Below are 15283 nucleotides of genomic sequence, written 5' to 3'. Positions count from 1 at the left end.
TCGACCTTACTCCGGCGCCGCGATCCGCACCACCATGAACGGCGGCTCGCCCCCGTCGGTTCCGCCATTGAACGGCGGGACTTTATGCAACTGGTTGATCGTGACGATCAGCGAGCCATCCGGCGCGACCGCGACCCCGTCGGGCCAAGACATCGTTTCGTGCTGAGCGACGTGGTGGAGCTTGCCGTCGTGCAGGGCGGTGATGGCGTTGGCTTCGAGGTTGGTGATGTAGACCGTGTCGCCGTCGACCGCGATGCCGTCGCTGGTGGGCTTGGGGCCGACTTCTTCGATCGCTGCGGCGAGTTGTTTGTCGCTGGCGTCGAAGTCGCCGAGCAGGGCGGCGTCGATGCGGTACATCGGGCCGGGCGTGATGGTGGAGAAGTAGACGTAGCGATTGGCCTGATCGATGCCGATGGGGTTGAGCCCGAGGCGCAGCGGCGTCGTGACCCCGTCGGCCCCGGTAAACGTCATCGGGTTGCCATCCACGTTGGCGACCGGGTCGTCTTTAGGTTGCAGCGCGGCCACTCCCTGGAGCACGCGGCGGGTCTCGCCGGTGTTGAGATCGATCACCACGATCGCGGGCAGGCTTTCGCCCACCATGTCGCCCCGGCTCATGTCCGCGATAAACGCCCGGCCACGCACCTCGTCGATCGCAAAGTCCTGGTGGAACGAGTTGCCCACGCTGACTTCGTTCGGCAGGTAGTGCACCGCGTGCAGCGTGTCCGTCACGGTCGACCAGCCGACCAGCTTCGCATTGGTCTCGGGGCTGCCCATGTCCAGCATCCACAGCACGCCGTCGCGGGTGACGAACACGCCGATCACCGCGCCGAGCGACCTGGAGAATTCGGCGCTCGGGTAAGGCGCCGACTGGCCGTCGTCTTCCAGCCGCATGATCTTGAACTCCGGCCCGTCCATCGGGTGCATCGAAAAGTACACCGTGCCGTCCGGCCCGACCGCGGGGTTGCCGGGCCTTTGGTCCAGCTCCACCAGGGTTCCGTACGGCAGGGCGTCCTGGCCCTGGGCGGCGGGTTGCAGGCAGATCAATGCCAGGGCGAGCAGAGAAAAAAGTGGGGCTTTCATCTTGGGTTCCTGGGGGGTTGGCAGGGCGGCTCATCGAACGCGGAAGTGTAGGCAGGGCTTTCGCGGCAAAGCCCGTCGGTTCGGCACAGAAGGGATTGATCTGAGGCACTCCCAAGTCTAAGGTTTAGGCATCCCACGGAGCTCCCTCAATGTCCCAGTCCGAACCGTCCGACTCGCCGCGCATCCTCGTGGCGGTGCCCGTCTACAACGAGCAGAAGTACATCCAGAACGTCATCGCGAAGATCGCCGAATTCGCGAGTGACGATGTCCTGGTGATCGACGACGGCTCGACGGACTACACCCCGATGCTGCTGGCGATGCAGCCGGTCGACGTGATCCGGCACAAGACCAACCTCGGCTACGGCCGGGCGATCCGCGACGCGTTCCGCTGGGCCCAGACCTACGACTACGACTGGCTCATCACGATGGACTGCGACGAGCAGCACGAGCCCGAGAGCCTGCCCGCGTTCGAAGAAGCCATCCTCGCCGACGACGCCGACGTCATCTCCGGCAGCCGCTACGTCAGCACCGACCAGTGCGGCGACCCGCCGCCCGAAGAACGCCGCAAGATCAACCGCACCATCACCGGCTGGGTCAACGATCAGCTGCACCTGGACATCACCGACGCCTTCTGCGGGTACAAGGCCTACCGCGTCTCGGCGTTGGCGGACCTCAACCTCTGCGTGGACGGCTACGCGATCCCGCTGCAGTTCTGGGTGCAGCACGCCGTCGCGGGGCACCGCGTGAAAGAGCTGCCCATCAAGCTGATCTACAACGACCCGAACCGTTCCTTCGGCGGCCCGCTCGATGACGCCGAGCAACGCCTGGCCCACTACCGCGAGGTGTTTGAACGTGAGGTCGATAGGCACGCCGAGGCATTGGAGGCCCGAAACGGGCAGGTCACCACGACGGCGTGAACACGGAGCGACGATCAAAATAGCCGGGGCCTAACAGGCCCCGGGGCCGCGGCACCGGGGGTGATTCACCCCCGGCTAAAGTTGGAACCTTCGATCACGCAGATTCAAGCGAAGCGGCGAAACCCAGCCATGCACACCCGCCTCGAACCCCCGATCGATCAGTGGCCCACGCCCACGGCCCAGCGCCCGATCTGGACCGGGCACCAACTCACCCTGTTCCACCCGGGGATCCTGGCGAAGTATCTGGCCGCTCAAGCGGTGTCCGAGCCCACGGGGATTCCCTTCGCACACGTCGCCGTCGATCAGGATGTCTACGACCCGTTGAAGCTCACCGTACCGCGCGTCGATGGCCAGCGGCTTTACACCCAGACGTTTCAGTTGGCCCCGGTGCTGCCGGGCGTTCCGGTCGGGATGCAGCCGCCGGTTCAATCTGCCGCGATGTCGATGACGTTGAACGCGATGCGGCGCGACACCGCGTTGGATGCGGATCGATTGGCCGAGGCGTTCGCATCTGCGGCGCAGGCCGAGAGCCTGGCGGCGCAGATGGATCAGGTCCTGCGTTGCCTGCTGCCGGCGTATGCCGCGGGGAGCCCGCCGGTCTTCGCTTCGACGTTGTTGGCGGATGAAACCGAGATCGGGAATCAGCTTTTGCACGATGCTCCGCGGTGCGCAGCGTTGTACAACCAGGCGGTGAGTGCTTATCCGGGCGCGGGCATGAAGCCGATGGGGATCGAGCCGGATCGGGTGGAGGTGCCGGTGTGGGCGCTGCGTTGGATGCAGCCCCGGGAGCGGGTGTATGTGGACATCGCCGACTCGACGCCGATCTTCATCACCGAGGACGGCGAGCCGCTCACCGACGATGTCACGCTTGCCCCGCGTGCGCTGCTCATGACCGCATTGCTGCGTCGGCCCGACCGCTGCGGCCTCTTCATCCACGGCACCGGCGGCTGGCAGTACGACCGCATCACCGAGCAGTGGTGGCAGCACTGGCGCGGCGAAACGCTCGCGCCGATGGCGCTCGCCACCGCGGACGTGCGCCTCGACTTCGGCGACCTACCGGTGAATACGCCGGATGACGTCGAGCGTGCGGTGTGGCGGGCCCACCACCTGCCGCACAACCTCGACCGCGAGCTCGCCCTCGACCACACCCCGGCCCGCGAGAAGCGCGAGCTCCTGGACCGCATGCACGACGACCGCGACAAGCAACGCCGACGCGCCGCGTTTGAACTCATCCACCAGATCAACGGCGAGCTGGCGGACCAGCACGGCCAAGTGATCGCCGAGGCGAGGCGGGCCGTGGAAACCACCCGCCTGGGCGTGGCCAACGCCCGGCTAGCGCAAAAGCGTGACTGGTCATTCCTGCTCTACCCGCCGAGCCAGCTTGAAACGCTGCGGCAACAGATCGCGTATCCCCTCGGACAACTGTCCAGCGAGCCCGGCAAGCCCGGGTAGGTCGGCCGGTCCCGTAGGTCAGGTCTTCGACCTGACTCGGCAATCTGCGCGGACCGCGTCAGGTCGAAGACCTGACCTACGGCATTGCCTCTGAAGATGAGATTGCTGGGGCATGTCGGGAAGAAAATCGTTGAGAATGCGTTTTGTTAGGGTAAAATAAGGTTTTATTGGAGTCTCTTTTGCTCGATCCCGCTGGTCACCCGCTTGCCGTTCCCGCCCGAGCCTGTCGCTTGGGGAGGCGTTGTCGCATGGCAACAGGGCGGTCAACTGGTCTGGAACGGGTCTAACCGCAGACCAGACCACCAAAAGTAGACCACGACCAGACCACTTCCAGACCAGTCAGCCGTTCCCGTCTTAGGATTCACTCATGAAACGTCACCGTTCGTTGATCTCGGCCTATCTCAAACTCGCCATGGTGTTGGCGGTTGGCGTCGTCACCGCCACCGCCCGGGCCGACGCCCCGGCCGTGGAAGAAGACTGGTTCGTCCTGCTCAACGGCGAGGACCGCATCGGGTACATGCACACCACCGAAGCCACCGCGGAGAACGGCGACATCACCACGAACCAGACCACCAAACTCGTCATGGCCCGCGGCGGGACCCGCCTTGAGATCGAGGTTACGCAGGGCTTCGTTGAGTCGGCCCAGGGCGAGCCGATCCGGGCGAGCTCGTCGATGAGCATGGGCGGGCTGCCGATGGTCACCGAGGTCGAGTTCGGCGAAAAGGCGATGAAGGTCAGCTCCGGGCAGGCGGGGCGGATGCAGACCACCATGAAACGCCCGATCGAGGGCGACTGGCTCCCACCCGCCGCGATGGGGCGGTACGTCGAACAGCAGCTCGAGGCCGGGGCCGAGACGATCCAGGTCAGCACGGTAGACATCGCGTCGGGCCTGCAAGCGGTGGATATGACCATGCAGGTGCGTGGCCCCGAGGATGTCGAGGTCTACGGCAAGGTCGTGCCCGCCATCGCCTGGGACGCGACTGTCTCGGCCATGCCGGGCATCACGATGCGGGAGTATGTCGATGCGGAAGGCAAGTCGATCAAGTCGACGATCGATCTGATGCCGGGCATGTCGATCACGGTGCTGCAGGCCGACAAGGCCCTGGCCCTGTCCGAGCTGACCCCGGCAGAGATGATGGCCCAGACGTTCGTCGTGCCCAGTCGGCCGATCGACCGCCCGCGGGAATTGGTGCGGGCGAGTTACAAACTATCGACGAAAGACGGATCGCCGCTCCCATTCCTACCCGACAGGCACGGCCAGAATTTTCAGCCCGATGGGGAATTGACGGTGGTCGTTGACCATGTCGAGCAAGGCTTGTTTCCCGACGAGAACTATCTTGCGGCTTCGCCGATCCTTAACCACCAAGACCCCGCGATCCAGGCTTGGCTCGAACCGCTGAAGCGTGCCCGGTTGGCGGGCGGCCCGGAAGCGGTCGCGGAATTCCTCCGGCAGGAAGTCCACCGCAAGGTGCAAACCAAGGACCTGTCGGTCGGCTTCGCCACCGCCAGCGACGTGGCCCGCACGAAGCAGGGCGACTGCACCGAACACGCTGTGCTGCTTGCGGCGTTGCTGCGGGGGGCGGGAATCCCGTCGCGTTGCGTGAGCGGTTTAGTGTACGCCGACCAGTTCGCGGGGCATGAAGGCATTTTTGGGTATCACATGTGGACCCAGGCGTGGATCGAAGTTGACCCCGCCCCCGGCGGCCCTGCGGTTCAATCGGGCCAATGGGTCGACTTTGACGCCACGCTCCCGGGCGGGGTCCGCTTCGACGCGACGCACATCGCGTTGTCCGTCTCCGACATGAACGAAGGCTTGGTCGGCAACGACATGGCGGCGTTGCTGCCGTTGCTGGGCAACCTTGAGATCGAAGTCGTTGAGACGGTCTACGAGAAAGACTGACCGGCGTGTTTGAAGAAAAACCCTCGCGGACCGCCCGGAAGTGCGGCCCGCGAGGGGGAGTTTATTTGCGGCCGATTCGGGGGGGCCCCGGAATGCCCCTCTGAAACCAGTCAGGATTTCTCGGCCGCTTCAACGAAGCGAGAGTAGTATCTAAGACTTCGTTCCCCATGAGTGACAACACCGTGACACCAGCCCCCAGGAATGTGATGCAAGAAGGTTCTTCGTCTGATTTTGCGACCGTTGACCACGACCGCGCCGCCCGCTGCGGGCATGGCGAGGTGATCTACGCGGCGGGCAAGCTGCCGCACGAGGTTGTGGCGATTGCCCAGGAACTGCTCGAGCGTGGCTCGAGCCCGTGCGTGTTGGCGACGCGCTGTGACGACGCGCAGGTCGCCGCGATGCGTGAGGCGTTCGACGGCAAGCAACCGATCGAGGTCGGCGAGCGCTGCGGCGCGGTGATCGTCGGCACGGCCGAGTCGAAGTCGACCACCCCCATCCCGATCGTGACCGCGGGGACGAGTGACTTGAAGGTCGCCGAAGAGGTGGCGTTGACCTGCAAGGCACTGGGCTTCGAGCCGTACCCGATCAACGACGTGGGCGTGGCGGGGCTGCACCGGATCATGGGGCGGCTCGACGAGGTGCGGGCGGGCAATTGCGTGGTCGTGGTGGCGGGGATGGAGGGCGCGTTGCCGAGCGTGGTGGGGGGCTTGGTGGACGTGCCGGTGATCGCGGTGCCGACGAGCGTGGGCTACGGCGCGAGCTTCGGCGGGCTGTCGGCGCTCCTGGGCATGCTCAACTCCTGCGCCTCGGGCGTCACCGTTGTGAACATCGACAACGGCTTCGGCGCAGCGTACGCGGCGTGCCAGATCGAACGGGCGGTCTTACGCGGGGGCAGGAATCCGGAAAACGGAAGCGGATAATCGGAAGGTGTGATTCACACTATGCAGCGCCGCGGCTCAACCGCGCGTGTCTCGGAGCATCGGTTTGATGAAACTGGATTGGGTTGAATCTCTACCGGCACTGCCCCCACGTCCGGAAGACGGGCACAAGGGCACCTTCGGCACCGTCGTGGTCGTCGGCGGCAGCTTGCGCATGCCCGGCGCCCCGGCGTTGTGTGCGACAGCCGCCCTCCGCGGCGGCGTGGGCCTGGTCAAAGTCGCGGGGGCGCTACAGGTGCTCGCCTCGGTGCTGGCGATCCAACCCAGCGCCACGGGCATCGGTTTGAAAGACCTCGGCGGCGCGAAGGGCGACGGGAAAACCGTGATCGCGATCGGCCCGGGGCTGGGGCAGGAGAAGGGATTTGACGTGCTGGTGCGCGGGTTCCTGGATTGGCCCAACCCGCTGGTTGTGGACGCCGACGGCCTGAACGCGCTGGCGATCGGGGAGGCGTTTGAGCGGTCGTCCGACAAGCCATGGGTCCTCACGCCCCACCCCGGCGAGTTCCGCCGACTCGCCGAGCAACTCGGCATCGAGGGCGACCCGACCGACCCCCAGCAACGCCCAGACGCCGCGGCGGCCCTGGCACGGGCGACCGGCGCGGTGGTGCTCCTCAAGGGCCAACACACGATCGTGAGCGATGGGCATCGCGTTTATCGCAACACCACGGGCAACCCGGTGCTTGCCACCGCGGGCACGGGCGACGTCCTCACCGGCTTGATTGCCTCGCTGCTCGCACAGGGGTGTGATGCGTTTGATGCCGGGGTATTGGGCGCGCACCTGCACGGCAGCGCAGCCGACGCCTGGCGAGACGCCAACGGTTCGCGCGGCATGTTGGCGATGGAACTTGCGGGTGAACTGCCCGCGGCGATCGCGCGGCTCGAAAACGCGTGATGCTTCGAATGTTTTGAGCCATCCGCCCACTGGTTTAGCGGGTGGCACGAAGTGCCCCGCGTTTTCCGAGCGTATCTCGCGGGACGCTTCGCGTCACCCGCTAAACCTTTTGATGGGATGACGCGAAACAAAATTGAGTCAGGTGTTGAGTTTTGACGCCCGCTCGTGCATCTCGCGCACCCGTTTCCGAAGCGCTGCCGGCTTGATCACGCGGGCCTGATCGGCGTACCCACACACCCACCACGCGATCTCGTTGAGACCGTCGACTCGGAAGCTCACCCGGCACCGGCCGTCGTCGAGGGTCTTGATCTGTTGGGTGGAGTGCCAGCGGACCTCGGTCACGTTCGTGGCGACCTTGGCGCTGAACTCGATCTCGATGTTGTACTCCTTGCCTTCGGGTATCAGCTTCCAGGCGAGGCCGAGCTTATCGGAGACCTGAAACTTGGCCGGGCGTTTGAATCGCCGTCGGGTGAGTTCGACGGAGCGGAAGCGGACAAGTTTGAGCACGCGGACTTCGTTGCCGTGGGCGGAGGTCTTGCCCAGGACGTACCAGGCGTTGTTGGCCAGGTGCATCGCGTAGGGCATGAGTTTGCAGGTGAGCGGCTCGTCTTCGGTGGGGGATTGGTAGGCGACGTCGCAGACGAGTTGCTCGTCGATGGCGCGTTGCAGTTCGTGGTAGACCCGCGTCTCGTCGTGGCCATCGACGGGCTGGATCGGCGTGACGGAGATGTTTTCCAAGAGGTCGCTGCACGCCTCGCGGATGGGGTCGGGGGTGATGGCGATGAGTTTGTAGATCGCCGAGAGCGCGGCGGGGGCAAGCGGCCGGTTGCGTTCGGCCTCGGCGGACTTGGCCAGGATCATCAGCCCCATGGTCTCGGCGACCGTGAGGTTGATCGGCGGGAGGAAGTAGCTCTGCCGGATGCGATAGCCCTTGCCCCGTTCGTGGTAGTACGGGACACCCGCGGCTTCGAGCAGTTTCAGGTCGCGGAACAGCGTGCGTCGGCTGACGTGCAGGTCCAAAGTCAGTTCGTCGGCCGACTTGGCCTGCCTGCTTTGCAGGAGCGTGATCAATCGGATCAGGCGGTGAACGCGGCTAATCCCCATGCATGGTCACTTCCCGGAATCCTTCCAATGTCAAATCCTTCCTACTTGATGTGGGCAGCAGGTCTCAAGGCGTAGCAAGCAGCGGTTACCCCGAGGGCACCGGCTGCTGAGGCGGGTTCTTCATCGGGAACCCCGAGCGGTCCAGCAGGTCGGCGAAGTCCTGGGTGAACACGAAGTTGTGCTCGGGGAACTCCAGGCCTTTGCGGTTCTGATCGATGTGGCTGAACATCAGGTTGATGTCCGCGTAGTGGTGGGCATCGCCGGTGGCCGGGTCGAGCAGTTCGACGACACCGGTGGTCGAGGCACCGCTGGTGTCGATGCGGTCGAGCGTGGCGGTGTGGCGGATGGTGTAGCCCGGGCGGGCGGCGAGGCCGGTGAATTTGGCCTTGCCGATCTTCGCCAGGATGACTTTTTCTTCGAAGTCGCGGGCGTGGCCCACAAGGATCCCGGCACACTGGGCCATGCCTTCGATCACCAACGAGTTCGGCATCGAGGGGTCGGCCTTGAGCCCGGCCTCGGCGTCGCGGTCGAAGTGGTCGTGCAGCACGTCCTCGGCCCACGCCACGTTACGGATCGCCACACAGCGGCTTTCGCGTTCGAGTTCCAGAATCAAGTCGAGCCAGGTCCAGCGCATGTAGGTGTTGGGGGCTTGGGTCTTAGGGGCTTAGGGGCTTAGGAAACGGGTCGGGAGCAACGCAGGGTGCCGGGGCAGTATCACGAAGGTGAGAAAGCAAAGGCTTTTCGCCTAAGCTCCTAACACCTAAGCCCCCAACACCTAAAATTATTCCCCTAGTTTGTTCTGCACAAACTTCACGACCGCATCAACGGTGAAGACGTTGGAGAACTCTTCCACGTCGCGGTTGCCGTCGAACTCGTCGAGGTTGGCGTGGGGCAGGCGTTCGCGGAGGGTGGCCATGCCTTCGTCGGTGACCTTGCCGTCGACGACGTAGGTCGGGTCGGTCAGCACGTTCTCGGGGAACAGCTCGGACTGATCGATCTTGAGGTCGAACTCTTTCTCGAGGCGGAAGACGATGTCGAGGAAGTCGATCGACTCGGCACCCAGGTCGCCGACCAGGGTGGCTTCTTTGCTGACCTCGTCCTCGTCCACGCCCAGGGCGTCTTCGAGAACGGATTGCACTTTTTCGTAAACTTCGTCGTAAGTCATCGCCGTCGCTCTCCGTGGTGGGCTTGGGGCCCGTCTATGTGTTGGAAGTTGGTCGTTCCTTGACCGTTAAGCCGGTAGTTTAACGACAAACTCACGCGGGTTCAGGTTTGAACGGGTGGGGCGGGTTGGATCGCCCGCTTAGTTGTTGGGGGGAAGCTGTGGGGTCAGGCTGAATCGGCCCTGCACGGCGATCTCTTCGCCGACGGTGCCGAGGCCTTGGAAATCGAGGCTTCCGTCGTCTCCGCGTTTGCGGAGGGTGACCTCGACCTTGAGCGTTTGGCCGGGGCGGACCATCGCGGCGTAGCGGAGGTTGCGGACCTCGGCGATGACCAGGTTGCCCGAGGTCGGCGGGCCGTCCAGCGAGCGGGCCAGCAGGCGTGCGGCCTGGGTCATGGTCTCCAGCATCATCACGCCCGGGAGCACGGGGAACCCCGGGAAGTGGTCGCCCAGGTACTCCTCGGCGGCGGTGACGTTCTTGATCGCCACCAGATGCTGGTCGTCTTGCTCTAAAACCTTGTCGATTAAAGTGAAACGCATAGATTTAGCCTGTTTGCGGAGCGGAAGTGTAACGCCCGCGCCGCCCCAAGGCAACAAGATGGCAGTATCATTCCGCACGTGAACGACCAACTCGCCCATACCGTCAAATTGTTCCAAGAGGCCTACGGCCACCCGCCGACCCACGCCGCCGTCGCCCCCGGCCGGGTCAACCTCATCGGCGAACACATCGACTATTGCGACGGCTACGTGCTGCCCATGGCCATCGAACGCCAGGCCATCGTCGTCGGCCGGCTCCGCACCGACACCACCGCCAAGATGCGCTCCACCGCGCTGCCCGGCGAGGCGGTCTTCGACGTCGACGATGCCCCCATCGGCCTGGGCGAGCCCAGCTGGTCGCGCTACCTCCGTGGCGTCGCGGCGTTCAGCTACACGCCGACCGGTTTCGAACTGATGCTGGATTCCAACGTCCCGGCGGGCGGGGGGCTGTCGTCGTCGGCGGCGATCGAGGTCTCCACCGCGACCCTGCTCGAAACCATGGGCGGGATCCAGCTCGGCGGGGTGAACAAGGCGCTGCTCTGTCAGATGGCCGAGCACCGCTACGGCGGGACCAAGTGCGGCATCATGGACCAGTTCATCTCCGCGATGGGCCAGGCGGGCAAGGCGCTTTTGATCGACTGCGTGGACTACTCGACGCGTGAGGTGCCGCTGGACGCCGAGAAGCTCGCGGTCCTGATCATCAACACGAACAACCCCCACCAGCTCGGCGACGAGTACAACCAGCGCCGCGCATCGTGCGAACGGGCCAAGTCGCTCGTGGGCAAGGCGAGCTGGCGGGATATCTCGCTGGCGGACCTCGAACAGATCCGAGCCACCTTGGGCGATACCGACTTCGCGCGGGGCCGACACGTGGTGGGCGAGATCAAGCGAACGCTGGAGTGTGCCGACGCGATGGAAGCGGGCGACTGGCCGCAGGTCGGCAGCCTGATGTACGCCAGCCACGACTCGCTGCGTGACGACTTTGAGGTGAGCACGCCCGAGCTGGACAAGCTCGTCGAGCTCGCCGCGGCGCTCGGCCCCGAGGCGGGCGTCATCGGTGCCCGCATGACCGGCGGCGGCTTCGGCGGATGCACCGTCACGCTCTGCGAAGCGGGCAAGGTCGATGCCGTGCAAGAGAAGCTGGTCGCCGAGTACACCCAGGCCACGGGCATCGAGCCCTCGGCCTTCGCGACCAAGCCCGCGCAGGGCGCCCGCGTGATTGATCTGTGACGACCGCACGGCTAGGCCTTACCATTGAGCCATGGCCGTGACCGCTCCGATTGTTTATCACGACTTCGAGTTTGTTCTCGAATCAAAGGCCCACTTTGATGTACAGGACCGTGGTGTCCTGTTTGCTGATGGTGTGTATGAAGTTGTACGTTTCGACCGGGGCAAGGCCTTTGCGATGCAGGCCCATGTTGATCGTTTGGCCCGCAGTATGGCGGGTATTGGGCTCGAGGGGGTATCCGCTACGCCGTTCGCGGAGTTGTCCTATGAACTTTTGGAACGGAATCAACTATCAGATGCCAAGGTGTATTGGCAGGTCACGCGTGGCCCCGCGGCACGCGACTTTGTCGTCTCCGAAAGCACCGAGCCGACGGTCACGCTGATCGCGTACCCCACCCAGCCGATCGATCTGGATGCGCCGCTCGCCGTGGGTGCCGGGCATATCGTCGAGGACTGCCGGTGGACCCGCTGCTGGATCAAGTCGCTGATGCTGATGCCCGCGTCGTTGGCCAAGACCGAGGCGGTCAAGGCCGGTGCCGCCGAGGCGATCTTCGAGCGGGCCAAGCCCGGCACCGACGAGAAGCACATCACCGAAGGCGCTTCGACCAACGTGTTTATCGTCCGCGAGGGCCAGCTGTGCACCCACCCCGACGACGGCTGGGTCCTCGGCGGGATCACGCGGCAGACCCTGTTGGACCTCGCCAAGCATCTGGGCTTACCCATCCGGGAAGACGCGGCATTCACCCGGGAGCAATTGCTAGCTGCGAACGAGGCGTTCGTGTGCAGCACGACCCAACTCACCGCCATCACCTCGGTGGGCGATGCGGTGATCGCTGACGGGACACCCGGGCCGACCACGCAGCGTCTGCATGAGGCGTACCGCGCTCTGCTGTTGCAGGGCGGTTGAGTTGGAAGGAATTGTTTAGCTCGCACACGCTTATTGCGGCGCTTAACTCAGACATGTGAGGGCGAGGCTCCTGCCGAGCCGAGATGCTTCAGCGACACGCGGCTCGGCAGGAGCCTCGCCCTGCCGTGAAGCCAGTAGAACCGAGCTGGGTCTAGTCTAGAGTTTCGGGTTGCGCCGCTCAGGGCTGCGCGATGACCTGCGGTTCGCGGGTCTCTTCGGTCAGCCTGACGACCGTGTGGGAGATCCGGTTTTCGCGGAGGTAGGTCACCAGCATGGCGATATAGCTGGCGCGGATGAGCGGGAGCTCGCCCAGGCCGAGCTTGGCCTGAACCGCGAGGACGTCGTCGTCGGTGTTGCCTTCGATCTCGACGAAGGTGCCGAGGTAGGGCAGGGTGTCGATCTCGACCCGGCAGCCATCGAGCAGGTAGCGGGTGCGTAGCTTCTCAAAGGTCAGCACCGGCTCGTACCCCAAGACCGACAGCATCTGCCCTGCGGAGCGTGCGTTGTTGACGCCGACCTCGGTTTCCGATCGGCTCTTGAGTTTGCCGTGGGCGCGGGGGCCTTTGTGGGTGACGACTGTGTCCACCTTGCCGGTGGCCTGGTTGACCTCGACGCGGATCCGCAAGCCCTGGTCAGAGCTCTTCAAATCGCCATCGGGGCTGTCGAAGTAGGTGTTGGTTTCGGTCACATCGCGGTCGTGAACAGCGTCCAGTTCGGCGAGCTTGTCCCGCAAGGCCTGTGGGTCGCTCAAACGTAGCTTGGCTTCGACTTCGACGATCATGGTTCAGATTATACGGGTTTCCCATGCGGGCGCTCACGGAATCTATACAAATACCGATAGGTGATCATCGGGATGCCGAAAACCTGTAGATGCCCCGTCGTCGTTGATTTAAATCTTTTTTAAGAATGAGTTAATGTCATTATTGAATTCCGTTTCGATCCTGGATTTCTTCCGCGTCAGGTCCGAAAAGGTGTCGCCGGATCGAGGCGGCGCGAGCCAGGTTCAGGGCGGCTCGGCCGCGGTGCTGCTGGTGGGTGAACTGCCGCGAGCAGGTGCCGAGCGTGCCCGGGCAGAGCATCAGCGTGAGCGGGGTGGGCAGGTCAAGGTTCTGGCCGATCCGCCAGAGCAGCAGGCGGTCACCCCAGTTCAGGCCCGCCTCCCGGGCGATGCGGTTGAACACGACCAGCTTGTGGGGGCGGAGGCGTTGCTGGCGGAGCCAGTTCAGGAGTGAGAGTCCGCTGAGCAGAACCAGGAGCACCCCGAAGATGACCATGATGTCTTCGAAGTGGAGGTTGCTGCCGTGGTTGATCGCGTGCAAGCCGACTTCGCCGGGGTCGCCTTTGAACAGTCGGCCGTCGGCGGTGATCAGCTGGTCCCAGGACAGCAGCAAGGTGTCGAACAGCGGTGAAGTCATCAGGCGGCACCTCCGGCGAAGGATTGGTTGAGCGCATCGGGCCGGGGCACACAGGTCACGATTTCCAGGGCGCGGGTGCGGTGGGAGCCGCCGCGTTTGAGCTGGGATTCGAGTCGGCGGTAGGCCAAGGGGTCGGCCTTGAGCGCGGCACGGGCGGCGCTGAGTCGGCTGGCGTCGTTGAGGCGTGGCCAGGCGTCCCACAACCGATCGAACGCGGACGCGGCGAGGCGGCGGATCGCCAGCGACTGGGTCGCCTCATGCCGAGAACGCGAGAGGGCGGTCAGGACTTCTTCGTCGTGGCCCGCATGGGGGATACGACGCAGCAGCCAGGTCGCGGCCAATCGTGAGATCGAAGCGTCTTCGTCATCGGCCCGGCTCAGCAGCTGCTGGCGCACCTCCGCCAACACCCGCGGGTCGGCCGCCGCACCCGGATCCGAGGCCGACGTGTCGACCAGGTCCATCAAGCGGCGGGTCGCGGCGAATCGCGCAGTTCGTGGTGCATCGTGGTGAGTCAGGTGCCCTAGCCGGATGGCTTGGTTCAACGGCGAGATCGGCAGGGCGGTGATCCACGCGGGCAGTGCCGCGATCGCTTGTTCGCTCTGTGATTCCCACGACGCGGGCAGTAGGTGCTCGGGCTCGCCTGCTCGGGCTAGGCCACGCCGAACCGCGGACCAATCCAGCAGGTGCTCCCGCCCCTCGATCGCCTGGCCCCAATGGTGGTTTTGGAAGCAGCGCCGCATCCCCTGGACCGCGGCGAGCGTCAGGGTGGGGATCGCCAGGCACGCCACCAGCCCGGCCCGGACCAAGGGGTGCTCGGGCGCGATGAGCAGCTCTCGCATCGGGCCTACGGCGGGGTGTTCTGCGTCCTGCAGGGCCTCGATGGCGGCGCCGCCCGCGACCAGTCCGCGAGGGGCCAGCCCCAGCCAGGCCTGGAGGGCGGCGGTGTTCTTGTGATTGCCGAAGCGGACGACCGCGTCGTTCACCGATTGGGTCAGGCGCTGGGCGTCGGTGGGGGGCATGGTTGAGGCACGGCCGGCCATTCCCCGCAGGGTGTTTTCCGCCTGAACACGGACCTCGGGCAGCGTGGACCGGAGTTTTTCGCATACCAGATACGTCAGGTCGCCCGCCCCGGCGGCCTCGATCAGCAGCAACGCGTTGATCTGGGCCCGGAGGTCCTGCGCGGACGAGCTGCCGCTGAGCACCAGGCGGATGGGTTTTTGCAGGCGGTCGATCCGCTGGGCCAGCTCGGCACGCGAGCCGGGGTCGAGCTCGTGCAGACGCTGGATCAGCACCACCATGCCTTCGGGTTGGCGGCGGCTGAGCAGGGTGGCGATGATTTTGCGGCGTCCCGCAGGGTCGGCCGAGTCCCAGGCCACGCCCATCGCCCGCTCCACCGAGGGGTGGTCGACCAGCCAGGGGTCCTTCCCGGCGGCGATGCGTTCCAGCAATGGGTATTTCCAGGCCATGTTGGACCGAACCTCGGGGCCAAAAGCGGTGTAAGAGAAGACGTACTCGGTCATTATCGGCCGGTGAGACTCAGACCCTGCAACCCCTCCAGAAGGCATTGATGGCCGATAATCCCCCCAAAAGTGGCTTATACACCGACAAAATGGCATGTTCGGGGTTCCCATCGAAACCCTGAACGCTATAATCCGTGCAAGCCCGGGCAGGACGCTTGGGTGGGGAATAGTTCGACAACCCGATCGACACCCATTGGAACACGCCCGGACGGGCGATGAGGAATATATGAGC

Annotated in this window: 15 protein-coding genes; 7 read left to right on the top strand and 8 right to left on the bottom strand. The window is 64.8% G+C overall.

From position 1 onward, the window contains the following. Positions 1-6: 6 nt before the first annotated feature. Positions 7-1080, bottom strand: coding sequence for an L-dopachrome tautomerase-related protein (locus HNQ40_RS03035; protein ID WP_184676260.1), 1074 nt, complete (start codon positions 1078-1080; stop codon positions 7-9). Between the two features lie 149 nt (positions 1081-1229). Between HNQ40_RS03035 and HNQ40_RS03030 the strand changes: the two genes are divergently transcribed. The 5 genes from HNQ40_RS03030 to HNQ40_RS03010 all read left to right on the top strand — a co-directional run bounded on the left by HNQ40_RS03030 (position 1230) and on the right by HNQ40_RS03010 (position 7179). Continuing rightward, a complete protein-coding gene (locus HNQ40_RS03030) occupies positions 1230-1997 on the top strand; it encodes a glycosyltransferase family 2 protein (protein ID WP_184676258.1) in 768 nt (255 codons plus the stop codon). 129 nt (positions 1998-2126) lie between these two features. Beyond that, positions 2127-3449 carry a hypothetical protein gene (locus HNQ40_RS03025; RefSeq protein WP_184676256.1) on the top strand — a complete coding sequence of 441 codons (1323 nt, stop codon included), beginning with the start codon at positions 2127-2129 and terminating at the stop codon, positions 3447-3449. Between the two features lie 367 nt (positions 3450-3816). After that, entirely contained in the window at positions 3817-5349 is a 1533-nt protein-coding gene (locus HNQ40_RS03020; RefSeq protein ID WP_184676254.1) for a transglutaminase-like domain-containing protein, read from the top strand. Between the two features lie 206 nt (positions 5350-5555). Then, the gene (gene larB, locus HNQ40_RS03015; RefSeq protein ID WP_246402750.1) at positions 5556-6269 is read left to right on the top strand and encodes a nickel pincer cofactor biosynthesis protein LarB; all 714 of its coding nucleotides are present in this window, start codon (positions 5556-5558) and stop codon (positions 6267-6269) included. Between the two features lie 67 nt (positions 6270-6336). After that, on the top strand, positions 6337-7179 hold the full coding sequence (locus tag HNQ40_RS03010; RefSeq protein WP_184676250.1) for an NAD(P)H-hydrate dehydratase: 843 nt from the start codon (positions 6337-6339) through the stop codon (positions 7177-7179). A 138-nt stretch (positions 7180-7317) separates the two neighbouring features. On the opposite strand, the gene HNQ40_RS03005 is transcribed toward HNQ40_RS03010, so the two are convergent. The 4 genes from HNQ40_RS03005 to HNQ40_RS02990 all read right to left on the bottom strand — a co-directional run bounded on the left by HNQ40_RS03005 (position 7318) and on the right by HNQ40_RS02990 (position 9985). Beyond that, complete coding sequence (locus HNQ40_RS03005) at positions 7318-8283, bottom strand: helix-turn-helix transcriptional regulator (protein ID WP_184676248.1); 966 nt, start codon at positions 8281-8283, stop codon at positions 7318-7320. A gap of 85 nt (positions 8284-8368) precedes the next feature. Further along, positions 8369-8917 carry a 3-hydroxyacyl-ACP dehydratase FabZ family protein gene (locus HNQ40_RS03000; protein ID WP_184676246.1) on the bottom strand — a complete coding sequence of 183 codons (549 nt, stop codon included), beginning with the start codon at positions 8915-8917 and terminating at the stop codon, positions 8369-8371. A 147-nt stretch (positions 8918-9064) separates the two neighbouring features. Next, positions 9065-9448 carry an acyl carrier protein gene (locus tag HNQ40_RS02995; protein WP_184676244.1) on the bottom strand — a complete coding sequence of 128 codons (384 nt, stop codon included), beginning with the start codon at positions 9446-9448 and terminating at the stop codon, positions 9065-9067. Between the two features lie 138 nt (positions 9449-9586). Then, positions 9587-9985: a 3-hydroxyacyl-ACP dehydratase FabZ family protein gene (locus HNQ40_RS02990; RefSeq protein ID WP_184676242.1), complete on the bottom strand. Its 399-nt coding sequence runs from the start codon at positions 9983-9985 to the stop codon at positions 9587-9589. Between the two features lie 78 nt (positions 9986-10063). Here HNQ40_RS02990 and galK point away from each other — a divergent pair, with 78 nt between their 5' ends. Beyond that, on the top strand, positions 10064-11212 hold the full coding sequence (galK, locus tag HNQ40_RS02985; protein WP_184676240.1) for a galactokinase: 1149 nt from the start codon (positions 10064-10066) through the stop codon (positions 11210-11212). A gap of 31 nt (positions 11213-11243) precedes the next feature. Further along, complete coding sequence (locus HNQ40_RS02980) at positions 11244-12116, top strand: aminotransferase class IV (protein ID WP_184676238.1); 873 nt, start codon at positions 11244-11246, stop codon at positions 12114-12116. 178 nt (positions 12117-12294) lie between these two features. Here the strand turns inward: HNQ40_RS02980 and cyaB are convergent, their stop codons facing one another. The 3 genes from cyaB to HNQ40_RS02965 all read right to left on the bottom strand — a co-directional run bounded on the left by cyaB (position 12295) and on the right by HNQ40_RS02965 (position 15051). Beyond that, positions 12295-12897 carry a class IV adenylate cyclase gene (gene cyaB, locus HNQ40_RS02975; RefSeq protein ID WP_184676236.1) on the bottom strand — a complete coding sequence of 201 codons (603 nt, stop codon included), beginning with the start codon at positions 12895-12897 and terminating at the stop codon, positions 12295-12297. 139 nt (positions 12898-13036) lie between these two features. Next, complete coding sequence (locus HNQ40_RS02970; protein WP_184676234.1) at positions 13037-13531, bottom strand: hypothetical protein; 495 nt, start codon at positions 13529-13531, stop codon at positions 13037-13039. Further along, a complete protein-coding gene (locus HNQ40_RS02965; RefSeq protein WP_184676232.1) occupies positions 13531-15051 on the bottom strand; it encodes a hypothetical protein in 1521 nt (506 codons plus the stop codon). The genes HNQ40_RS02970 and HNQ40_RS02965 overlap by 1 nt, the downstream gene beginning before the upstream one ends. Positions 15052-15283: the final 232 nt, after the last annotated feature.

The organism is Algisphaera agarilytica, assembly GCF_014207595.1.
Classification (GTDB): Bacteria; Planctomycetota; Phycisphaerae; order Phycisphaerales; family Phycisphaeraceae; genus Algisphaera; species Algisphaera agarilytica.
This window is presented reverse-complemented; position numbering and strand designations above follow the sequence as displayed.